The organism is Pseudonocardia sp. DxW, from assembly GCF_058448985.1.
Map to the genome: position 1 here is coordinate 236,040 of NZ_JBZFLK010000008.1, position 20,701 is coordinate 256,740.

The window sequence follows — 20,701 nt, forward strand, 5'->3', positions numbered from 1 at the left end:
GGTCCCCGGCCCGACCCCCAGGAGCCGCCCGATGAGCCCCGGCCAGCAGCCTCCGGTCACCGCCTTCGGTCCGGACTTCCCGTTCCCGTTCGACGACTGGATCGCCCATCCCGCCGGGCTCGGCCGGATCCCGGCCGACCGGCTCGGCACCGAGGTCGCCGTCGTCGGCGCCGGGATCGCCGGGCTGGTCGCCGGCTACGAGCTGATGCGGCTGGGACTGCGGCCGGTGGTATACGAGGCGTCGCACCTGGGTGGGCGGCTGCGGTCGCAGCCGTTCGAGGGCGCCGACGGGATCGTCGCCGAGCTGGGCGGCATGCGGTTCCCGCGCTCGTCGACCGCGTTCCACCACTACGTGGACCTGCTCGGGCTGCGCACCGAGCCGTTCCCGAACCCGCTGACCCCGGCGTCCGGCAGCACCGTGATCGACCTGCACGGACGGACCTACTACGGCCGCACCCTGGCCGATCTGCCGCCGTTCTTCACCGAGGTCGCCGACGCCTGGGCGGCGGCGCTGGAGGAGCGCGTCGGGTTCTCGGCGATCCAGGACGCCATCCGGAACCGCGACACGGCGACCCTGAAGCGGCTGTGGGACGACCTGGTGCCGCAGTGGGACGACCGGACGTTCTACGACTTCGTGTCCACCTCGAAGCCGTTCGCCGAGCTGAGCTTCGCGCACCGGGAGGCGTTCGGGCAGGTCGGCTTCGGCACCGGCGGCTGGGACTCGGACTTCCCCAACTCGATGCTGGAGATCCTGCGGGTGGTGACGACCGCCTGCGACGAGGACCAGCTGCTCGTCGTCGGCGGGGTCGAGCAGGTCCCGCAGGGCCTGTGGCGGCGCGCCCCGGACGGGATCGCGCACTGGCCCGCCGGGACCAGCCTGTCGTCGCTGCACGGCGGCGGGACCCGGCCGGGCGTCGCCCGGATCCACCGGGTGGACGACGGCACGATCCGGATCACCGACGTCTACGGCGGTGTCCGCGACTTCCCGGCCGTCCTCGCGACCTGCCAGGGCTGGCTGCTGTCCACCCAGATCGAGACCGACGAGTCGCTGTTCAGCCAGGAGCTGTGGATGGCGATCGACCGGACCCGCTACATGCAGTCGACGAAGACGTTCGTGATGGTCGACCGGCCGTTCTGGCGGGACGTCGATCCGGCGACCGGCCGGGACGTCATGAGCATGACGCTGACCGACCGGCTCACCCGCAGCACCTACCTGTTCGACAACGGCCCGGACCGGCCCGGCGTGATCTGCCTGTCCTACACCTGGATGAGCGACTCGCTGAAGATGCTGCCGTACCCGGTCGAGAAGCGGGTCGAGCTGGCGCTGCGCGCGCTGCGTGAGATCTACCCGGGCGTCGACATCGCCGGGCACGTCATCGGCGACCCGATCACCGTGACCTGGGAGTCCGACCCGCACAGCCTCGGCGCGTTCAAGGGTGCGCTGCCCGGCCACTACCGCTACAACCGGCGGATGTACTGCCAGTTCGTGCAGGACGACCTGCCGCCGGCCGAGCGCGGGATCTTCCTGGCCGGCGACGACGTGTCGTGGACGCCGGCCTGGGCGGAGGGCGCGGTGCAGACCGCGCTCAACGCCGTCTGGGGGATCATGCACCACCTCGGCGGCAGCTGCCCCGCGGACAACCCGGGGCCCGGCGACCGGTTCGCCGAGCTCGCCCCGCCGGCCCTGCCCGACTGATGCGGATCGCGCTCGCCCAGTGCGTCCCCGGGCCGCGGGACGTGCCGGGCAACCTGCACCGGCTCGACGGGTTCGCCGCGGCCGGCGCCGATCTCGTCGTCACCCCGGAGATGTTCCTGACCGGCTACGCGATCGGCGCCGACGCGGTGCGGGCGCTCGCCGAACCGGCCGACGGGCCGTCGGCCGCCGCGGTGGCCGCGCTGGCCCGGCGGCACCGCACGGCGGTCCTCTACGGCTATCCCGAGTCCGACGGCGGGCAGGTGTTCAACGCCGTCGCGCTGGTCGGGCCGGACGGCTCCCGGCTCGCCGGGTACCGCAAGACGCACCTGTTCGGCGAGCTGGACCGGGCGCAGTTCAGTCCGGGTGCCGACCGGCCCGCGGTGGTCGAGCTGGACGGCTGGCGGCTGGGCCTGCTGATCTGTTACGACGTCGAGTTCCCGGAGGCGGTCCGCGATCTCGCGCTCGCCGGGGCGGACGCGGTGCTCGTCCCGACCGCGAACATGACCGGCTACGACCGGGTGCCGACCACCCTCGTCCCGGCCCGGGCGTACGAGAACCAGATCTACGTCGGCTACGCCAACCTCACCGGCGCCGAGGCCGGTCCGGTCTACGGCGGACTGTCCTGCGTGGCCGGTCCGGACGGCGCCGACGTCGCCCGAGCCGGGCGCGGCGAGGAGCTGCTGCACGCCCGGCTGGACCGGACGGCGCTGGCCGCGTCGCGCCGGGAGAACCCGTTCCTCGCCGACCGGCGGCCCGAGCTCTACCGCCGCCTCACCGGCCGCTGACCGGCGCGATCCGGATACCGATCTTCGTCGCGCCGTCGCCCGCCCGGCGGGCCAGCTCCAGCGCGGCCGGGGTCTCGGCCAGCGGCAGCTCCCGCTCCAGGCACTGGCCAACCTCGACCAGCCCGCCGTCGACGAGCTCGAGCGCCTCGTGGAACGAGCGCAGGCCGGGCTCGTACTGCGCGCCGCTCGGCCAGACGATCGTCACGTTGCGCTGGAACGCCAGGTGCGCCGGGAACGCGCTCGGCTCGTTGCGCTCCGGGTACCCGAAGAAGCAGACGGTGCCCGCCCAGCGCACCATGCCGATCGCGGCGGCCCGGCAGTCGTCGTAGCCCGCCGCCTCGACGACGACGTCCGCGCCGCGCCCGCCGGTGAGATCGGCGACCAGCTCCTCCGGGCTCCCGCCGGGCACCTGCACGGTGTGCGTCGCCCCGAGCCGGGCGGCGACGGCCAGCCGATCGGCGTCCCGGTCGGTCACGACGACGGCCGGGTACCCGAGCCGGCACAGGTGCTGCACGAAGTAGCCGCCCGCCGAGCCCGCCCCGATCACGACGGCCACGTCGCCGTCCGGGCGGCCGACCCGGCGCATCGCGAACAGCGTGGTGCCGAGCTGCTGCGCGGTGACCGCGCGGCGCAGGTCGGTGCCGGGCGCGAGCGGGACCAGGTAACCGGCCGGGACCGCCTGGTACTCGGCGAAGCACTGCCCGGTCGTCCCGGGCGGGACGGTGAGCACCGGGGTGCCGGGCGGCAGCGGCGCGTCCTCCGGCCCGACGACGACGCCGGTGCCCTCGTGGCCGGGGTACCCGGGCCGGCCCAGCATGTCCGGCCGGTGGAAGCCGTCGAAGACCGAGTGCACGTCCGAGCCGCACACCGACGAGTAGTGCATCTCGACCAGCAGCTCGCCGGGCCCGGGGACCGGCCGCGGGAACGACCCGACGACCGACACGCCGGGCGCCGCCAGGGTCGCCGCCGTCATGGGAGGGGTGCTCGCCGAGGTGCTCACGGGGCCGCATTCCAGCACAACCGGTGCGTCGCGGGCACGACCTCGCAGGTAATCGACCCGGGGCGCGGGCCCGCCGATGGTGGACGCAGACACCGGGGACGCACCCCGGGCGACGTCCAGGAGGCGACCATGAACCCCACCACGTACCCCACCACCCGCCCGGTCATCGCGATCCGTCCGGCCCTGCGGGTCGACGCGCTGGCGTCCGGCGCCCTGGGCGCGGCCACCGCCGCCGGGGCGGTCCCGCTGGCACGGCTGCTGGGGCTGCCGGTCGCGCTGCTCGTGGGGGCCGGGGCGTTCCTGGTGCTCTTCGCCGGCGGACTGCTCCTGCTGGCCGCCCGACGACCGGTCCCGCCCGGCGGGGTGTGGGCGGTGGTCGCGGTGAACGTGGCCTGGGTGGTGGCGAGCGTCGCGCTGGTTCAGGTGGCCGCGCCGACCGCGCTCGGTACGGCGTTCCTGCTGGCCCAGGCCGTGGTGGTGGCGGTGTTCGCCGGGTGGCAGTCGGCCGCCGGGCGCTGATCGCCGTCCGGTGGGGGTCCGGTGCCACTGGTGGCACCGGACCCCCACGAAGCGCTGATCACTTCGGCTGGTCCCCGGTGCGGGTCCGCAGCACCGTGCGGGCGCGCCGGAACAGCTCGTGTGCCTCGTCGGGACCGAGCACCCCGGCGGCGACCGCCGCGGTCAGCCGGACCGGCATCTCCTCCACCAGCCGCGCGTGCTCGGCCAGGTCGATCTCGTCCGCCACTGCGCACCTCCCGCACCTGGAGCTACGCACGCCGGCGCCGGTCGGTTCACCGGTGCCCCCGGACGCAGCAGGGCCGCGGCGGCGAGCACCAGGCCCGGCCGCTCGCCGAGCAGCAGCCCGGCTACCCGTCCTCCCCCAGCGCGACGTCCGACACCGCCGCGATGTGCTCCCCCATCGCCGCCGACGCCGCGACCGGGTCGCCGGCCCGGATCGCCAGCAGCACCGCGCGGTGCCCGGCCAGCGACTCGGCCGGGCGGCCCGGCCGGCTGAGCGACTCGATCCGGGACTCCCGGATCAATCCGGCGATCTCGCCCATCAGGGTCGCCAGCAGGCCGGAGTGCGCGGCGGCGGTGACCGCGGCGTGGAACTCCTCGTCGGCGGCGATGCCGCGGCCGCCCGCCGCGATGTCGGCGGCCATGCCGGCCAGTGACTCGTCGATCCGCCGCAGGTCCTGCTCGGTGCGCCGCTGCGCGGCGAGCGCGGCGATCCGGACCTCCAGGGCCTCGCGCGCCTCGATCACCTCGCGGAGCCGGTGCTCGCGGGCGCGGACCGCGGCGAGCACCTGGCGGTCGGCGGGGACCTCGCGGATCACCGCGCCGTCGCCGTGCCGGACCTCGATCACGCCCTGCACCTCCAGCGCGACCAGCGCCTGCACGACGGAGGCGCGGGAGACGCCGAGCCGGCCGGCCAGCTCGCGCTCCGGCGGCAGCCGGTCGCCGGGGCCGAGCCGGTGCTCGGTGACGTGCTCCAGCAACCGCTCGACCAGCTGCTCGTAGAGCCGCGGCCGGGTGAGCGGCTGCAGCGTCGCCGGACGTCGGGGCTCTGCGGGCACCGGTACCTCCGCGCATCTCGTTGACACCCACCGTAGCGCGAGTGGATAGTCCACTGGACGTATTGGACTGTCCACTGCGCCACCGGGTGGCGATCGCAGCGACGCCGGTGACCCGTGACCGAGGGGGTCGCATGCCACCGCAGCCGGTTCCGTCCCCGGCCATCCGGACGCCCGGATCGGCCGCTCTGCTCACCACGCTGCTCGATCCCGGCTCGTTCCACCCGTGGGACTCCCCCGCGGCCCCGCCCGCCGGGGCCGGGCCGGACCACCGGCGCGAGCTCGACGACGCGGCCCGCGCTGCCGGGACCGACGAGTCCGTGATCACCGGGCGGGGCCGGATCGACGGTCACCCGGTTGCCGTCGTGTGCAGCGAGTTCGCCTTCCTCGCCGGTTCGGTCGGCACCGTCGCCGCCCACCGGGTGATCCGCGCCGTCGCCCGGGCCACCGCCGAGACGCTGCCGCTGGTGCTCTCCCCGGCCTCCGGCGGCACCCGGATGCAGGAGGGCAACGCCGCGTTCCTGGCGATGGTCGACATCGCCGACCGGATCGCCGCGCACCGGGAGGCGGGCCTCCCGGTCGTCGGGTACCTGCGTCATCCGACGACCGGCGGCGCGTTCGCGTCCTGGGGGTCCCTCGGCAGCCTGGTGTTCGCCGAGCCGGGTGCGCTGATCGGCTTCCTCGGGCCGAAGGTCCACCGGGCGCTGCACGGCGAGCCGTTCCCGCCCGGCGTGCAGACCGCGGAGAACCTGCACGCGCACGGCCTGGTCGACGGCGTCGTCGACGCGGCGGGCCTGCGCGACCGGGTGGCCGGGATCGTGCGCTGCACCGGCCGGGGCGCCCGGCCGCCCCGCACCCCCGCGGCCCCCGGATCCGGCCCGGCCCCGGCCCATGAAGCGGGCGTCCGCCCCGCCGACGCCCGGACCGCGATCACGGCGACCCGCCGGGACGACCGGCCCGGTGTCCGGGACCTGCTCGCCCACGCCCGGGACGTCGTCGAGCTGCACGGGACCGGCGCGGGCGAGATCGCCGCGGCCACCGTGCTGTGCCTGGCCCGGCTCGGCGACACCGGCTGCGTGCTGGTCGGGCAGGACCGGGCGGCCCGCCGCCCGCCCGGCCCGGCCGATCTGCGGGTCGCGCAGCGCGGCATGCAGCTCGCCCGCGAGCTGCGGCTGCCGCTGGTCACCGTGGTCGACACCGTCGGCGGGGAACTGAGTCCGGCCGCCGAGAACGGCGGCCTGTCCGGGGAGATCGCCCGCTGTCTCGCGACCATGACGCGATTGCCCGTCCCGACGGTGTCGGTGCTGCTCGGCCGCGGCACCGGCGGGGTGGCGCTGGCCCTGCTCCCCGCGGACCGGGTGCTCGCGGCCGGGCACGGCTGGCTCGCGCCGCTGCCGCCCGAGGGCGCGAGCGCGATCGTGCACGGCACCCCGGACCGGGCGGTCGAGGTCGCCGGGACCCAGCAGGTCACGGCGGGCGAGCTGGCCGCGCTGGGCGCGGTCGACCGGATCGTCGCGGAGGTACCGGATGCCGCGGACGATCCGATCCGGTTCGTCCGGCGGCTGGCCGGGGTGATCGAGGACGAGATCGCGGTGGCGCGCACGGTCCAGGGGCTGCACCGCAGCCGGTCCGGGGCGATCGGCGGGTGAGCCGTGCCGGGGCACGGGCCCGGCACGTTCTCAACGTGCCTGTGATCTTGGCGGCGGCTGCCCTAGGGTCGTCCCCATGTCGTCGTCCGCAGGCACCACCACCGGCCGGCCCCGCCGCCCGGGACCGCCGAAGCGGGACGGCCGGCTGGCCGGCGTCCGCCGGGTCAGCGTGGTCGACGAGCTCGTCGAGCAGATGACCAGGAAGATCGTCACCGGGGTCTGGCCCGCCGGCACGATGCTGCCCTCGCTGCGCGAGTTCGCCGCGGACACCGGCACCTCGATGCTCACCGTGCGGGAGGCCGTCCGCACCCTGCAGGCCCGCGGCTGGGTGGAGACCCGGCAGGGCGTCGGCACCGTGGTGCTGGAGGTCGAGCACGACGGCCGGTTCGTCCCGTGGTCGCTCGGCGCCTCCGACGTCTCCGAGTACGTCGAGATGGTGGAGGCCCGCGAGGCCATCGAGTCCGCGATCGTCGATCTCGCCGCGCAGCGCCGCACCGACGCCCAGCTCACCCGGCTCGACGAGCTGCTCGACGCGATGTTCGAGGCCGGCACGGACATCCCGCGCTTCCTCGCCGCCGACGGCGAGTTCCACATCGTGCTCGCCGAGGCGGCGCACAACCGCATCCTGCTGCGGAACATGCTCGCCATCCGCAGCCCGATGCGCCGGCTGATGGCGAACCGGCTGGAGGCCGAGATCGCCGACCGCGGCGACCTCGTCCGGTCGCACGCCGACCACCGGGACATGGTCGAGTCGGTCCGCGGCCGCGATCCGCGGGCCGGGCGTGCCGCGCTGGGCCGGATGAGCGAGCGGGCCCGGCTGCACCTCGACGCGCTGGGCCCCGCCGACGACGGCTGACCCGCGTCCGCGGTCCTGGTCGGCCACCCGTGGCCCGCGTCCGCACACCCGGCGGCCCGCGCACGCCCCCGGCCGGGCCCGGCAGGTCATCCCGGGCGGGTGATGCGACCCGCCGGTCCCGCGGCCATCGTCGGCACACGCCGTCCCCGAGCAGCCGGAGTGTGATGACCATGCCGGACGGACCATCCGGCGCGCGCCCCTCGACCCGGCGGCGGCTGGCCGCGGCGCTGGCGCTGGCCGCCCTGGTCGCGGCCGCCGCGCTGGTGGTGCTCGCGCTGCTGACCGATCCGCTCGCGATGGTGGCCGGCGTGCTGCTCGTCGTGCTCGCGGTGCTCGCCGGCTGGACCGCGCTGGTCCGGCGCGGCGCCCGCCGGGCCGTCGCCGCCGTGGTCGCCGTGGCCGCGCTGCTGTCGACGGTCGGGGTGCTGCTGCTCGCCGGTTCGGTGCTGCGGCTGGTCGCGGTGGTCGTGCTGGTCCCGCTCGCCACCGCGGCGGCCCGGATCGCGATCGGCCGCGACCTCGCACCCGAGCCGCCCGCGGCCCGGGCGGTCGGCCCGGCCCGGTCCGGGGTGCTGCTGATGAACCCGCGGTCCGGCGGCGGGAAGGTCGGCCGGTACGGCCTGATGGGTGCGGCCCGCCGGATCGGCGTCCGCCCGGTGCTGCTGCGCCCCGGCGACGACATGCGCGCGCTCGCCGAGCAGGCCGCCGCGCTGGACGCGTTCGGGGCGGCCGTCGAGCGGCGGATCGATCTCGCTCTGGTCGGCGACCGGGTGTTCGTCAACAACGCCTCGCTCGGCGCGTACGCCGCCGTCGCACGGTCCGAGGCGTACCGCGAGGCGAAGCTGGCGACGGCCACCGCGATGCTGCCCGACCTGCTGGGTCCGGACGCGTGCCGGCCGGACCTGCGCTTCACCGGCCCGGGCGGCGAGTTGCGGCACAGCAGCGACGTCCTGCTCGTCTCCAACGGCGCCTACCGGCTGAGCAGGCTGAACGGCTTAGGCACCCGGGAGCGGATCGACGGCGGTCGGCTGGACGGGTTCCGCGGCTACCGGGCGTGGACCGTTCGAGGCGCGCTCCGCCGATCCGCTGCTCGACGTCGACGTGGACGGGGAGACCCTGCAGCTGCGGCCGCCGCTGCGGTTCCGGTCGCTGCCGGGCGCCGCGGCCGCCGGGGTGCGGGGCGCGTCACCGCGCTGTTCCGGGTGCTCCGCGGCCGGCCGGCCGGCTGACTCACACGCCGGTCGTCGCCTCGACCCGGTCGTCCCGGACGGCCTCGAGCAGGCTCCGGTGGTCCCGGTCGTTCAGGTCGCCGTAGCGCGGTGGGCGAACCGGACCATCGCCCGGTCGAACGCGCTGCCCGAGCCGAGATTGGCGGGCGACGGCGACCCGGTCGCCGGAGCGCGGCGTGCGCGGGCCAGCGTCCAGCCGCACAGCTCCGCGTCGACCGCCATGCCCTGCGGGACCATCGTCTCGACCTCCGCCGCACGCCGTCCCAGCCCGAGCTGCTACTGCCGGCCCAGGAATATGTCGCCGACCGCCTGCATCAGCCGCTGACCCTCGATCACCCGGCGGCCCGGCGAGTCCTGCGGCGCCGGCCACAGGTACTCCTCGATCACCGACGGCCCCGCCTCCTTCGCCTGCAGGAACAGCGGATCCCGGTCGTCGCGGCCGAGCAGCATCATCCAGGAGCGGGTCCCGACGCTCCCGACGCCCACCACCTTTCGGGCGATGTCCACCAGGTGGTCGCCATCGAACAGCACCCGGCGCAGCAGCGCCTCCTGGTCGGCCACCGCCCGGGCCGGGAGCAGTTCGCGCAGCGGGACGACCAGCGGCGGGGCCGCGGTCAGCCGGAGCCCGTCGGCGGTGGTCGTGGCGAACCGGCGCATCGCCAGCCGGTAGGAGCGGGCGGCCGTGCCGGCGAGCGCGCGCCGGTCCCGTTTCGGCATACCGCCCTCCCGGGCGGCGATCTCCACGCTGGTGACGAGCCGCTTCACGTCCCACTCCCACGGGCCGCGCAGCACCGGTCAGACCTGGGACCGGGTGGTCGGGATCACGATCGCGATCCTGAGCATTCTCGCGAACTTCGTCTTCATCCCCTACTACCCGGTGTGGTCGCTGCTGATCATCGTGCTGGACGTCTTCGTGATCGCGGCGCTCTGCACCTACACCCGGGGCACCCAGGACGCATGATCCACGGTGCGGCGGGCCGGGCTGCTCAGGAGAACCGGCTCTGGCCGACGAACCGCGCCCACAGCGCGGCGAGCAACCCGGCGGCGGGCTCGGGATCGGCTGCGGGCCCGGGCACGAACCCGGGTACCGGATCGGGACCGGCCGGGCCGGTCGGTCCCGGCACCGCGCCGGGCGCCTCCGGTCCCGTACCGGGACCGGCCGGGACGCCGTCCCCGCCGGCGGCGGGCTCGTCGGGCCATCGTCGGTTCACGGCCGCCGGTCCCCCCGGTGTCACGAGCCGGGACGCCGCGCGCCGGGACCCCTCACCCGGGGCGCGGCGTCCTGTACCGCAAGGCGGTTGATATTTGTCGTAACGTCTAGTCAAATTATTCGGACGGACGGCACCGGGTCAAGACCCCATCCGCCGCAGTCCACCCTGGTGACGGCTGTGCGGCCGGCGCCGTTCGGGCACCGTTGCGGGATGCTCGTATCGAGGAAGCGGCCCGGCGTGCGGGTCACCGACCGCGTCGGGGTGGCGGGCGGCGTCGCGGTCGCCGGGAGCGCGGGCGTCGCCGGGAGCGTCGCCGTCGCGGGGAGCACCGGGGTGGTCGGCAGCGTCGCGACCGCGGGCAGTGCCGGGGTGCTCGGCAGCGTCGCCACCTCGGCGGGAGTCGCGGTGCTCGGGAGCGTGCTGACGTTCCTCGGCATCGGGCTGCTCGGCTGCGTCGGCTGCGCCGCCTGCGTGTTCTGCCGCCGCTGCATCGGCTGCGCCGCCTGCGTCCGCTGCACCGACTGCGTGGGCTGCGCGGGTTGTGTCGACTGTGTCGGCTGCGTGGGGTGCGTCGGCCTGCGCGGGGCCGTCGGGGTGGTGCGGCAGGCGGCGTGAGGCCGCAGCCCGGCCGCGGGTGACGCCCGGTTCGCCGGTACGACGCCGGGCGGGCGGCCCCGGTCTCCCGGTACCGCCCGCCCCGTTCCGTCCCCGGCCGGCCGTCGTCCGCTATCCGGTGGTGACGGTCAGCCGGCCCAGGGTGGTCGCGTGGTCCGGGTGGTCGGCCGGGACGACCGCCGAGGACAGCGCCGTCCAGCAGGACGGGCAGCTGTACTGGCGGAACACGACGGGCGCGTCGACGTAGTCCGCCGCGACGGCGATGATCTGCGGCCCGGCGTCGGTCGGCGGGCCGTCGTACACGGCCAGGGCCAGCGGTGATCCGCCGCCGGTGTCGCCGAGGATCTCGGCGCAGTGCACGCAGACGATGGTGTCGCCGACCTCGGCGAGGTTGTCGTCGATCCGCCTGGCCGAGGTCAGGTCCGCCCGGCCGCGGGTCCGGCCGACGGTCCGGGACCGCGCGCGACGCCCGTCCCGCAACCGGTCCCGCTCGGCCCGGGTGGCGTCCGGGTCGACCGCCCCGTCCGCGGCGACCACCCCGTAGACCTCGGCCGCTGCGGCCGGGGTGATCTTCTGCTCGCGCAGGTCGCGCAGCACGGCGGCGGGATCGCGGGTGAGCGGGTCGCCGTAGCCGCCACCCCCCTGCCAGGTCATCGCGAACACCTCGCCGGGGGCGAGATGACTGGAGACGTAGTTCTGGCCGGGTTCGAGGGTGTCGCTGATCTCGTCGAGCTCGGAGGGCAGCCGGCCGGCGGCCAGCAGCTCGGCGATCCGGCTGTTCCGCGCGACGACGTCGAGCCCGCTGTTGCCGGGATGCCCGCCGCAGAGCCCGGCGTTCTGCGCGACGGCCTTGCCGGCCGAGGCCAGGACCAGGCCCATCGGGATGCTCGTGCCGTGCGGGGTGAGCGCGATCGAGGCGCCGAGGCCGCCGCGGTGCCGCCCCGGGCCGCCGGAGTCGCGCACCTCGCGCCGCCAGAGTGCGAGGACCGGGTACATGAACTCGGTCATCTCGACGTCCGGGACCCGGCCCATCGGGATGCCGAGCAGCCCGCCGGTGTCCACGCCGTCGGCGTGCGGCCGGGCGCCGTAGCCGCCGGCCATCGGCTCCATCATGATCGACAGGAACGGCGCGGGCTGCTCGCCGCGCTCGTCCAGCCCGGCGATGACCGCGGTGTCCCAGGTGCCGCAGCAGGTGGCCTGCACGTTCTTGCCGAGCTCCAGGTCGCGGTCGAGCATCTGGGACAGGCACTCGGCGATCAGGCTGCCGGTCAGCCAGGCCGGACCGATCGGCCCGCGCCCGACGGCGGCCGGGAAGGTCGCGTTGTTGAGCGTGCCCTCCTCGGTGACCAGGTCGAAGCAGCGCATCAGCCCGCCCGCCGACCACGGGATGTCGTGGGCGAGGATCGGCAGCAGCGCCAGCATCACGCCGCCGCCCATGCCGGCGTAGGTGCAGTTGATGACGCCGGCCTGCGGATCGGTGCCGGTGAAGTCGAAGGTCAGCCGGTCGGCGGTCTTCGTCGTCCGCACGGCGATCCGGTGCAGGCCGCGGTCGCCCTCGTGCGACTGGTCCTGGTAGCCGGTGGCGGTCCACGAGCCGTCCGGCAGCGCGGAGAGCTTGTCCTTCAGCCGGGACTCGGCGTCGGACATCATCCGCTTCATCACGGCCTTCACGGTGTCCGCGCCGTACTGCTCGACGAGCGCGGCCAGCCGCTCGGCGCCGACGTTGTTCGCGCCGATCTTGGCCCGCAGGTCCAGGCCGACCAGCATCGGGACCCGGGAGCGCCGCACCCACAGATCGGCGACGTCGCGCTGCAGCTCACCGCCGCGCACCACCTTGACCGGCGGGGTGGGCAGCGACTCGGAGAACACGTCCTGCGCGGCGGGTGAGAACGACCCGAGCCCGACGCCGCCGAGATCGGGCTGGTGCGCGACGGCGCTGGTCCAGGCGAACAGCTTCCCGTCGTGGAACACCGGCTGGTAGACGATCACGTCGTTCTGGTGCAGCCCGCCGCCGACCCACGGGTCGTTGCACAGGAACATGTCGCCGGCCTCGATGCCCGGGTTGTCCGCCCGGTTCCGCAGCGTCCAGTAGATCGCCAGGTCGACGGCGCCGACCAGCATCGTGTTGTAGAGCCCGACCTGCACCTCCTGACCCAGCTCGTCGGAGATGGCGAAGTCGAAGTCGTTGGCGTCGGTGACGATCGGCGAGCCGGACATGCGCTTGAGCGCCTCGCCCATCTCGTCGGTCACCGACCACAGCCGGTGCCGCACGACCTCGTAGGTGAGCGGGTCCAGCGCGTCGATCTGCTCCTGGCCGACGGTGTGCACGGCCAGCGCCGAGGGCAGCGAGCGGGCGAGCTCGTCGGGATCGACGGGACGGCTGGAGAAGACCTCCGAGCCGGGGATCGGCATGGTCATCAGGCGCTCCTGCGGATGGAGAGGTTGCCGAGGTGGTCGACGGTTCCGGTGGTCCCGCCGGGGACGACGACGGTGGTGGTCGGCACCTCGACGATCGCCGGTCCGTGCAGCACGTGGCCGGCCCGCAGCTCGCGGTAGTCGTGCACCGGGGTGTCGACGTAGCCGAGCCGGGCGTCGAGCTGGACCGGCCGGCTGGTGAACCCGACGGCCTCCGACGTCGCCGCGGGCACCGGGGGCAGCTCGGGGCTGAACGGCAGCACGCCGACCGCCCGGACCCGGAAGGTGATCGCCTGGATCCCGGCCTCGCGGAAGCCGGCGTCCCGGCCGAACAGCTCCGCGTACCGCTTCTCGAACGCGTCCGCGGCGGCCTCGACCTCCGGCATGCCGAGCGGGCCGTCCGCGACCGGCGCGGTGACCTCGGCGAGCTGCATCGAGTACCGCATGTCGATCTCGCGGTGCAGCTCCACCGTGGAGAACGTCACGCCCTGGCGCTCCAGGCCCGCCCGGACCCGCTGCTCCAGCTCGGCGAAGTTCCGCTCCGCGCGCTGCGGGTCGAACGGCACGGTCAGCGGATCGGACAGCTCGGCGGCCAGCACGATGTCGCTGGACGCCAGCCCGAACGCGGAGAACGCGCTGGCGACCGGTCCCAGCGGGACGACGACCTCGGCGCAGCCGACCTCGGCGGCGTACCCGGCGCAGTGCGCGGGGCCCGCCCCGCCGAAGGCGTAGAGCACGAAGTTGCGCGGATCGTGGCCGGACTCGACGACCGTCTTGCGCAGCAGGTCACCGGTCTGGGCGTTCTGCACGGTGTAGATCGCGGCGGCCGCCTCCTCGACGGACAGGCCGAGCGGCTTCGCGATCTGGGTGTCGATGGCCTGCCGCGCGAGCTCGAGGGACAGCGGCTTGCGCCCGCCGAGCAGCCCCTTCTCCGGCAGGATGCCGAGCACCAGGTTGGCGTCGGTGTTCGTGGGCTCGGTGCCGCCCGCCCCGTAGCAGGCCGGGCCGGGGACGGCCTGGGCGCTGCGCGGGCCGATCCGCAGGTTCCCGCCGGCGTCCAGCCAGGCGATCGCGCCGCCACCGGAGCCGATCGCGTCGACCCGCAGCGTGGGGACGTTGATCGGGTGGTGGTTGATCACCGTGGTGGTGTCCCGCACCGGCTCGCCGTCGACGACGAGGCCGGCCAGGAACGTGGTGCCGCCGACGTCGGTGGAGATGATGTTGCGGTGGCCGAGCTGGCGGCCCAGCGCGACGCTCCCGATCACGCCGCCGGTCAGCACCGAGCCGACGGTGGAGATGGCGGCGGCCGGGGCCTCCTTGGCCGCCACGGCGCCGCCGTTGGACTGCATGACCAGCAGCGGGCCGCGCAGCCCGCCCTCCCGCAGCGAGCTCTCCAGCGTCCCCAGGTAGTCGCGCAGTCCCGGCCCGATCTGCGTGCTCATGATCGTGGTGGCGTTCCGGGCGAACTCCCGGATCCGCGGGCTGACCTCGCAGGACAGCGCGACGAAGACGTCCGGGTCCTCCTCGGCGATCAGCTCGCGCAGCCGGCGCTCGTGCGCCGGGTTCCGGAACGACCACAGCAGCGAGACGGCGATCGCGCGGATGCCGTCGGCCAGCAGGCTGCGGATCGCGGCGCGCGCCTCGTCCTCGTCGAGCCCGACGACGACGGTGCCGTCCCGGTCGATCCGCTCGGTGACCTCCAGCGCGTGCCGCTTGGGCAGCAGCGCGTGGTCCTTGTCCTGGCCGAGGACGTACTGCAGCTCGTGCGGGGAGCGGCCGAGGTAGCGGCCCTCGACGTTCATGATGAAGATCGAGTCCCGGTGCCCCTTCGTGGTCAGGAACCCGACCGGCGGCACGTCGCCCATGACCAGCGCGTTCAGCGAGGACGTGGTGCCGTGCGCGATGTGGTGGGTCTGCGCCAGCATCCCGGACAGGCTCGTCCCGAGCTGCTCGGCCAGCAGCCGCAGGACGTCGAGGACGCCCCGGGAGTAGTCCGGCGGGGTGGAAGGTGACTTCGCGGCGAGCACGGTTCCGGCGTCGTCGTCGAGAACGGCGTCGGTGAACGTGCCGCCCACGTCCACGCCGATGACATAGGCCATGGCTGGCGCTCCTTCGCGCAGTGGGATGGCTGACGATGGCGTAGAGTATTCTACATCTACGACAGGGTCAATCTTGACTTCTGCGCCCAGTCGTCGTCGAATAATCGACGTTTCCGTCAAGCATTCTGTCGAGCACGACGTCACGGAGGTCCGCCGATGCAGCCACGACGGGTCGCGGTACTGGGCGGGGGCCCCGGCGGGCTCTACGCGGCGCGCCTGCTGAAGCTCGCGAACCCGGCCTGCGAGGTCCGGGTGCACGAGCAGGGCGGGGCCGACACGACCTTCGGGTTCGGGGTCGGGCTCGCCGCCGGCACCCAGCGCAGGCTGGCGGCCGCCGATCCGGACACCCTGCGCGAGCTGGTCGCGACCGGCCTGCGGCACGACTCGACGATGCAGGTCGGGGGGCGCGTCGCGCGGGTGCGCAACGACCGGCTGATCGGCATCGCCCGCACCGACCTGCTCGCCGTGCTGCAGCGGCACGCCGAGAAGGCCGGCGTCGAGCTCGGGTTCGGGGTCCGGCGCAGCGCCGCCGAGCTCGACGCGGACGTCGTGATCGCCGCGGACGGCGTGTCCAGCGCGACCCGCGCGAGCGGCGGCTTCGGCGGGCGGATCGAGACCGGGCGCGGCCTCTACCTGTGGTGCGGCACCGACTTCCCGCTCGACGACGCCGTGTTCGCCCCGGTCGAGACCGAGCACGGGGTGTTCGTCACGCACGCCTACCCCTACTCCGGCGGCCGCTCCACCTTCCTGGTCGAGACCGACGAGCGGACCTGGCGGCGCGCCGGGTTCGACGCGACGACCGCGGCGACCGGGCCCGAGGACTCCGACGAGACGTCGCTGCGCTACCTGGAGCAGGTCTTCGCCGGGCAGCTGCGCGGCCGGCCGCTGATCGGGAACCGGACGCGCTGGCTGCGCTTCCGCACCGTGCGCTGCGACCGCTGGTCGGAGGGCAACACGGTGCTGCTCGGCGACGCCGCGCACACCGCGCACTTCTCGGTCGGCTCCGGCACCAAGCTGGCGATGGAGGACGCCATCGCGCTGGTCGACGCGCTGCGCGAGGCGCCGGACGCCGGCACCGCCTTCGACCGCTACGAGGCGGCCCGCCGGCCGTGGGTCGAACGGCTCCAGGAGCTGGCCCGGCGCAGCCAGCTGTGGTGGGAGTCGTTCCCGTCCCGGCTGGGGCTGCCGGTGGAACGGCTGATGGTGGCCTACATGTCCCGGGCCGGGAACGTGCCGCTGGACCGGTTCGCCCGGACCAGCCCGGACGTCGTCGGCGCGGCCCTGCGGCAGTACGGCGACGACGGTCCCGGCACCGACGACCTGGTCGACCGGATCATCGGCACCCCGCTCGTGCACGGCGCCCGCTCGTTCCCCGACCGCACCGCCGTCCCGGCCCTCCCCCGGCTGCACGCCGACCTGCACGACCCGTGGTCACCGGAGGGCGACGCGCTGGTCGCCCGCGCCCGCGGCACCGACGGCGTGCTGATCACCGGGCCGGACGACCGGCCCGCCCTGCTCACCCGGCTCGATCTCGCCGAACGCGTCCGGTGCGAGACCGGCGTGCTCACCGCCGTGCAGGGGACCGCCGGCCTGCGCGACGATCTCGCCGCCGGGCTGATCAGCGGCCGCACCGATCTCGTCGCCCTCACCGAGGAGAGCGCATGACACCCGTCCCCTACCCGGAGGCCGCCGTCCGCCGCTACCGCGACAGCGGCCTGTGGGGCACCGCGACGATCGCCACCGAGTTCCACCGGATCGCCCGCGCCCACCCGGACCGGGACGCCGTCGTCGCGCTGGACGGGCGGCTCACCTTCGCCGAGCTCGACGAGCGCACCGACCTGCTCGCCGCGGGCCTGGCCGGGCTCGGGCTGCGCCCCGGCGATCCGGTGCTGTTCCAGGTCACCAACCGGCTCGGCGCCGTCGTCGCCTGGTACGGCGTCCTCAAGGCCGGACTCGTCCCGGTCGCCACCCTCGCCGCGCACCGGGCGCACGAGATCGGCGACATCAGCAGGCGGGTCGGCGCGGTCGCGCACCTGGTCGACGCCGGGGTGCGCAACTTCGATCTCGTCGGCTTCGCCGAGGCGACCCGGCGCGACCACCCGACGCTGCGGCACGTGCTCGTGCTCGGCGACGACCCGCGCGGCGTGCCGGTCGACTCGCTCGGCCGGGACCGGGACCCGGCCGGGGCCCGCGCCGTCGTCGAGCGGATCCAGACCGGCATCGACCCGGACGACGTCGCCGCCCACCAGCTCTCCGGCGGCACCACCGGCGTGCCCAAGGTGATCCCCCGGCTGCACGCCGAGTACTGGTACAACGCCGCCGAGTACGCCCGGTCCTGGGGCTGGACCTGCAGGTCCCGGATCGCACACCTCATCCCGGTGATCCACAACGCCGGGATCGTCTGCGCGGTGCACGCCGCGCACAGCGTCGGTGGCTGCCTGGTGCTCGGCTCCCCCGATCTCGACGAGTCGCTGCCGCTGATGGCCCGCGAGGCCGCCACCGACGTGCTGCTCGGGCACGGGCACTACCGGGCCGTCGACCATCCCGGGTTCGCCGCCGCCACCCGGGCGGTCGAGCGGATCGTCCTGTCCGGCAGCAAGGTGCCACCGGCGCTGTTCGACGCGCTGGAGGCCCGCGGATTCTGGATCGGCCAGCTGTTCGGGATGGGCGAGGGCCTGTTCCTGACCACCCGTCCCGGTGCGCCGCGGGCGGCCCGGCTGACGACCGTGGGCACCCCGCTGTCCACACTGGACGAGGTGCGGATCCTGGAACCCGGCACCGAGAGCCCGGTCGGCGACGGCGAGACCGGCGAGCTGTGCGCCCGCGGCCCCTACACGTTGCGCGGCTATCTCGACGCGCCCGAGCACAACGCCCGCGCCTTCACCTCCGACGGCTTCTACCGCACCGGCGATCTCGCCGCGTTCGTGACGATCGACGGCGGCCGCTACCTGTCGATCGAGGGCCGGATCAAGGACCTCATCAACCGCGGCGGCGAGAAGATCAACGCCGAGGAGGTGGAGCTGATCCTGCTGCGGCACCCGCGGATCACCGCGGCCGCCGTGGTGCCGATGCCGGATCCGCGGCTCGGCGAGCGGACCTGCGCCTATCTCGTCGTCGACGGGGAGGAGCTGGCGCTGCCCGCGGTGCAGGAGCACTTCGCGGCGCTCGGGGTCGCGACGTTCAAATGGCCCGAACGCCTCGAGCACCTGCCCGAGATCCCGCGCACCCTCGTCGGGAAGACGGACAAGAAGCGGCTGGCCGCCGACATCGCACGGAAGGTGGCGGGCGGCGGGGCCACCCGTGCACCGGACAGGAGAGCCGAGGTGCCCGAACCCGCACACCCGATCCGGCGGGCCGGACGCCCGGCCCGCCCGGCCGTCCCGGTCCCCGGTGCCGGCCCGGACCGGGACGCGACGTGAGCGCGCCGACCGGCCGCGCGGTGGACCGGCTCGGCGCGGGCCGCGACGTCGACCGGGTGCAGCCACCGGCCGGGGTGACGACGAGCCTGCACGAGCTCACCACCGCCGACGGCGCCCGCGTGACGGGGGTGCTGCACGCGATCGAGGGCTCGACGACGGTCGTCGCGCTGGCCCATCCGCGGCAGGTGCTGGCCCACCATCCGATGGTGGCGCACCTGCTGCAGATGGGCGTGTCCGTCTGGACGCAGGACACCCGGTCGCCGAACAACGACATCAACCTGGTGCACGAGCAGGCCCTGCTCGACCTGGCGGCGGGCCAGGTCCGGTTGCGCGAGCTCGGCTTCGGCACGGTGCTGACCTTCGGGCACTCCGGCGGCGGCGCCCTGATGGCCTTCTACATCGAGCAGGCCGGGCTGGAGCCCGGGTCCCGGATCGAGGTCACCCCGGCCGGCAGGCCGGTCCCGCTGGCCGGTGCGCAGCTGCCGGTGCCCGACGGCGCGCTGTTCCTCGCCCCGCATCCCGGGCCCGGTCAGCTGCTCCTGACCTGCATCGATCCCTCGGTCGGCGACGAGACCGATCCGCTGTCGGTCGTGCCGGAACTGGACATGTACGACCCGGGCAACGGCTTCGTCCCGGCACCGGACGCGTCGTCGTACGAGCCGGGGTTCCTCCGGGAGTACCGCGCGGCCCAGCGTCGCCGGGTCGCCCGGATCGACGCCGTCGCCCGGGAGTGGGCGGCCGGGGCCGCCGGGCACCGGGCCCGGTTCGCCCGCACCGCGGACCCGCGGGACCGCCGGGCGGCACTGGCGCCGCGGATCATCACCACCTACCGGACCGACGCCGATCCCCGCTTCGTCGACCCGTCCATCGACCCGAACGACCGCCCGTACGGCTCGCTGTTCGGACGCAGGCCGGACCTCACCAACTCCGGCCTGGTCGGCTTCGGTCGGCTCACCACGCCGGACGCCTGGCTGTCCACCTGGTCGGCGTTCGCCGGCAACGCCGGGTTCGAACGGTGCGCGACGGGCGTGCACGTGCCGACCGCGTTCGTCGAGCTCACCGGCGACCAGGCCGCGTTCCCGGACGACAGCGACCGGATGTTCGCGTCGATCGCCGCCCGGGACAAGACCCGCCACCGGGTGCGCGGGGCGCACTTCGGGCAGCCGCTCGCGCCGAGTGAGCCGACCGGTTACGCGGCCGCGGCGGAGATCATCGAGGGGTGGATCGGCGAGCGGTTCGAGACCGTGCGGGGGTGAGCCGGGGTGGCGGCAGTCCGTGACCACCCCGGACACGACCACTCGGCTACGCGAGCACCGACACCACGAGCGCCCCAACGCGATCACCATGGCGAATGACGTAGCAAGAGCGCTGACGCCGGCGGCGACGCCCTTACTGTTGTTCATGACGTTGCCCAGGAACTCGCCCCACTTGCTGCGACTGGCGAGCAGTCTTGCATTCGCCCACTTGTGCTGGACATTCTGATTGCACCCGCCGAGCAAGCCACGGGCGTTCCTGCGGCAGTACTCCTGTTCGCTGTCACGACCGCGCTTCCGGATGGGCGCCCCACATGGAACTGGTGCCTGCAGGAGCATGTACGTCGTCGCCAGTCCCGACATGACTGCAATCGATGCCGCCCCGACCTGCAGCGACCACACGGCCAGTGCCGGGAACAGGTATCACCGGCTCGGCGTAATTTCATCGGTGAAGTTCAGGGAATCCATCGGTTGCTGTACCCGATTCTGTGGATTCAGTTCGAAGGTCGCCTGTGAGCGCAAGAGCTGCGAGACCCGCGGCCGTCGAGCGACTCGGGTGCACCTGCGGACACGGGGCGCTCGTTCACCTCCCGTACAGACCCGCTCGATCGAATTGCACGGGTTGCCGCTCACCGGCCCGGACCCAGGCCACCGGCGTCCGCGTGCCGGGAGCGTCCAGCAGGTGGCGGGTCACCGACGCAGCCACAACGAGGTGATCGGTCGACCGACCGGTCGCGTAGGCGCACGCTGCGTCCTCGTCACCGAAGACGACCTCTACCGGCCCCGGAGCCCATCGACGAGGCGGCCGCCGGTTCTGCCCGGCCACTCCATCCCCGTGCTTGAGCACATGAACCGCGAAGACGGTCGGCCTCGTGACATCTCCAGCGCCGGAGCTCTCTG

General features: G+C 74.6%; 19 protein-coding genes. 11 read left to right on the forward strand and 8 right to left on the reverse strand.

The genetic code is table 11. The annotated features are described in order from the left end of the window. Positions 1-31 precede the first annotated feature (31 nt). Both ACVJO7_RS15115 and ACVJO7_RS15120 read left to right on the forward strand, forming a co-directional pair. Positions 32-1,696 (forward strand): flavin monoamine oxidase family protein, encoded by a 1,665-nt coding sequence (locus ACVJO7_RS15115; protein WP_491673403.1) that lies wholly within the window; start codon positions 32-34, stop codon positions 1,694-1,696. After that, the gene (locus ACVJO7_RS15120) at positions 1,696-2,481 is read left to right on the forward strand and encodes a carbon-nitrogen hydrolase family protein (RefSeq protein WP_491673404.1); all 786 of its coding nucleotides are present in this window, start codon (positions 1,696-1,698) and stop codon (positions 2,479-2,481) included. The genes ACVJO7_RS15115 and ACVJO7_RS15120 overlap by 1 nt, the downstream gene beginning before the upstream one ends. Here the strand turns inward: ACVJO7_RS15120 and ACVJO7_RS15125 are convergent. Next, positions 2,468-3,454: a zinc-binding dehydrogenase gene (locus tag ACVJO7_RS15125; RefSeq protein WP_491673405.1), complete on the reverse strand. Its 987-nt coding sequence runs from the start codon at positions 3,452-3,454 to the stop codon at positions 2,468-2,470. The two genes, ACVJO7_RS15120 and ACVJO7_RS15125, sit on opposite strands and share 14 nt — an antisense overlap. Positions 3,455-3,610: 156 nt before the next feature. Here ACVJO7_RS15125 and ACVJO7_RS15130 point away from each other — a divergent pair, with 156 nt between their 5' ends. After that, on the forward strand, positions 3,611-4,000 hold the full coding sequence (locus ACVJO7_RS15130) for a hypothetical protein (protein WP_491673406.1): 390 nt from the start codon (positions 3,611-3,613) through the stop codon (positions 3,998-4,000). A gap of 58 nt (positions 4,001-4,058) precedes the next feature. On the opposite strand, the gene ACVJO7_RS15135 is transcribed toward ACVJO7_RS15130, so the two are convergent. Both ACVJO7_RS15135 and ACVJO7_RS15140 read right to left on the reverse strand, forming a co-directional pair. Then, positions 4,059-4,226, reverse strand: a complete 168-nt coding sequence (locus ACVJO7_RS15135) for a hypothetical protein (protein ID WP_491673407.1) — start codon at positions 4,224-4,226, stop codon at positions 4,059-4,061. A 121-nt stretch (positions 4,227-4,347) separates the two neighbouring features. Then, a complete protein-coding gene (locus tag ACVJO7_RS15140) occupies positions 4,348-5,058 on the reverse strand; it encodes a FadR/GntR family transcriptional regulator (protein ID WP_344022920.1) in 711 nt (236 codons plus the stop codon). Positions 5,059-5,189: 131 nt separating this feature from the next. Here ACVJO7_RS15140 and ACVJO7_RS15145 point away from each other — a divergent pair, with 131 nt between their 5' ends. The 3 genes from ACVJO7_RS15145 (at position 5,190) to ACVJO7_RS15155 (ending at position 8,789) form a co-directional block, all read left to right on the forward strand. Further along, a complete protein-coding gene (locus ACVJO7_RS15145) occupies positions 5,190-6,704 on the forward strand; it encodes a carboxyl transferase domain-containing protein (protein WP_491673408.1) in 1,515 nt (504 codons plus the stop codon). A gap of 76 nt (positions 6,705-6,780) precedes the next feature. After that, entirely contained in the window at positions 6,781-7,560 is a 780-nt protein-coding gene (locus ACVJO7_RS15150; RefSeq protein WP_491673409.1) for a FadR/GntR family transcriptional regulator, read from the forward strand. A gap of 170 nt (positions 7,561-7,730) precedes the next feature. Beyond that, positions 7,731-8,789, forward strand: a complete 1,059-nt coding sequence (locus tag ACVJO7_RS15155) for a diacylglycerol/lipid kinase family protein (protein WP_491673410.1) — start codon at positions 7,731-7,733, stop codon at positions 8,787-8,789. Between the two features lie 72 nt (positions 8,790-8,861). Here ACVJO7_RS15155 and ACVJO7_RS15160 read toward each other — a convergent pair whose 3' ends face one another. Both ACVJO7_RS15160 and ACVJO7_RS15165 read right to left on the reverse strand, forming a co-directional pair. Beyond that, a complete protein-coding gene (locus tag ACVJO7_RS15160; RefSeq protein ID WP_491673411.1) occupies positions 8,862-9,026 on the reverse strand; it encodes a hypothetical protein in 165 nt (54 codons plus the stop codon). A 39-nt stretch (positions 9,027-9,065) separates the two neighbouring features. Further along, positions 9,066-9,554, reverse strand: a complete 489-nt coding sequence (locus tag ACVJO7_RS15165; protein WP_491673412.1) for a DUF2252 family protein — start codon at positions 9,552-9,554, stop codon at positions 9,066-9,068. Between ACVJO7_RS15165 and ACVJO7_RS15170 the strand changes: the two genes are divergently transcribed. Next, on the forward strand, positions 9,538-9,750 hold the full coding sequence (locus ACVJO7_RS15170) for a DUF7144 family membrane protein (protein WP_491673413.1): 213 nt from the start codon (positions 9,538-9,540) through the stop codon (positions 9,748-9,750). The two genes, ACVJO7_RS15165 and ACVJO7_RS15170, sit on opposite strands and share 17 nt — an antisense overlap. Positions 9,751-9,775: 25 nt before the next feature. Here the strand turns inward: ACVJO7_RS15170 and ACVJO7_RS15175 are convergent, their stop codons facing one another. Further along, entirely contained in the window at positions 9,776-10,000 is a 225-nt protein-coding gene (locus ACVJO7_RS15175) for a hypothetical protein (RefSeq protein ID WP_491673414.1), read from the reverse strand. Positions 10,001-10,210: 210 nt separating this feature from the next. On the opposite strand from ACVJO7_RS15175, the gene ACVJO7_RS15180 reads away from it, so the two are divergent. Further along, a complete protein-coding gene (locus ACVJO7_RS15180; protein WP_491673415.1) occupies positions 10,211-10,615 on the forward strand; it encodes a hypothetical protein in 405 nt (134 codons plus the stop codon). A 111-nt stretch (positions 10,616-10,726) separates the two neighbouring features. On the opposite strand, the gene ACVJO7_RS15185 is transcribed toward ACVJO7_RS15180, so the two are convergent. After that, positions 10,727-13,033, reverse strand: a complete 2,307-nt coding sequence (locus ACVJO7_RS15185; RefSeq protein ID WP_491673416.1) for a hydantoinase B/oxoprolinase family protein — start codon at positions 13,031-13,033, stop codon at positions 10,727-10,729. Then, complete coding sequence (locus tag ACVJO7_RS15190) at positions 13,033-15,129, reverse strand: hydantoinase/oxoprolinase family protein (RefSeq protein WP_491673417.1); 2,097 nt, start codon at positions 15,127-15,129, stop codon at positions 13,033-13,035. The genes ACVJO7_RS15185 and ACVJO7_RS15190 overlap by 1 nt, the downstream gene beginning before the upstream one ends. A 156-nt stretch (positions 15,130-15,285) precedes the next feature. Here ACVJO7_RS15190 and ACVJO7_RS15195 point away from each other — a divergent pair, with 156 nt between their 5' ends. The 3 genes from ACVJO7_RS15195 to ACVJO7_RS15205 are packed head-to-tail and all read left to right on the forward strand — an operon-like array spanning position 15,286 to position 19,804. Continuing rightward, positions 15,286-16,794 carry an FAD-dependent monooxygenase gene (locus ACVJO7_RS15195; RefSeq protein ID WP_491673418.1) on the forward strand — a complete coding sequence of 503 codons (1,509 nt, stop codon included), beginning with the start codon at positions 15,286-15,288 and terminating at the stop codon, positions 16,792-16,794. Further along, the gene (locus ACVJO7_RS15200; protein ID WP_491673419.1) at positions 16,791-18,548 is read left to right on the forward strand and encodes a (2,3-dihydroxybenzoyl)adenylate synthase; all 1,758 of its coding nucleotides are present in this window, start codon (positions 16,791-16,793) and stop codon (positions 18,546-18,548) included. The genes ACVJO7_RS15195 and ACVJO7_RS15200 overlap by 4 nt, the downstream gene beginning before the upstream one ends. Continuing rightward, a complete protein-coding gene (locus ACVJO7_RS15205; RefSeq protein WP_491673420.1) occupies positions 18,545-19,804 on the forward strand; it encodes an alpha/beta hydrolase in 1,260 nt (419 codons plus the stop codon). Before ACVJO7_RS15200 ends, ACVJO7_RS15205 begins: the two co-directional genes overlap by 4 nt. The last annotated feature ends 897 nt before the right edge of the window (positions 19,805-20,701 follow it).

Bases quoted from the DNA above. Each gene is read 5' to 3' on its own strand.
- ACVJO7_RS15115 (WP_491673403.1), top strand. From the start codon at position 32: ATGAGCCCCGGCCAGCAGCCTCCGGTCACCGCCTTCGGTCCGGACTTC.
- ACVJO7_RS15120 (WP_491673404.1), top strand. From the start codon at position 1,696: ATGCGGATCGCGCTCGCCCAGTGCGTCCCCGGGCCGCGGGACGTGCCG.
- ACVJO7_RS15125 (WP_491673405.1), bottom strand. From the start codon at position 3,454: ATGACGGCGGCGACCCTGGCGGCGCCCGGCGTGTCGGTCGTCGGGTCG.
- ACVJO7_RS15130 (WP_491673406.1), top strand. From the start codon at position 3,611: ATGAACCCCACCACGTACCCCACCACCCGCCCGGTCATCGCGATCCGT.
- ACVJO7_RS15145 (WP_491673408.1), top strand. From the start codon at position 5,190: ATGCCACCGCAGCCGGTTCCGTCCCCGGCCATCCGGACGCCCGGATCG.
- ACVJO7_RS15150 (WP_491673409.1), top strand. From the start codon at position 6,781: ATGTCGTCGTCCGCAGGCACCACCACCGGCCGGCCCCGCCGCCCGGGA.
- ACVJO7_RS15155 (WP_491673410.1), top strand. From the start codon at position 7,731: ATGCCGGACGGACCATCCGGCGCGCGCCCCTCGACCCGGCGGCGGCTG.
- ACVJO7_RS15160 (WP_491673411.1), bottom strand. From the start codon at position 9,026: ATGGTCCCGCAGGGCATGGCGGTCGACGCGGAGCTGTGCGGCTGGACG.
- ACVJO7_RS15180 (WP_491673415.1), top strand. From the start codon at position 10,211: ATGCTCGTATCGAGGAAGCGGCCCGGCGTGCGGGTCACCGACCGCGTC.
- ACVJO7_RS15185 (WP_491673416.1), bottom strand. From the start codon at position 13,033: ATGACCATGCCGATCCCCGGCTCGGAGGTCTTCTCCAGCCGTCCCGTC.
- ACVJO7_RS15190 (WP_491673417.1), bottom strand. From the start codon at position 15,129: ATGGCCTATGTCATCGGCGTGGACGTGGGCGGCACGTTCACCGACGCC.
- ACVJO7_RS15195 (WP_491673418.1), top strand. From the start codon at position 15,286: ATGCAGCCACGACGGGTCGCGGTACTGGGCGGGGGCCCCGGCGGGCTC.
- ACVJO7_RS15200 (WP_491673419.1), top strand. From the start codon at position 16,791: ATGACACCCGTCCCCTACCCGGAGGCCGCCGTCCGCCGCTACCGCGAC.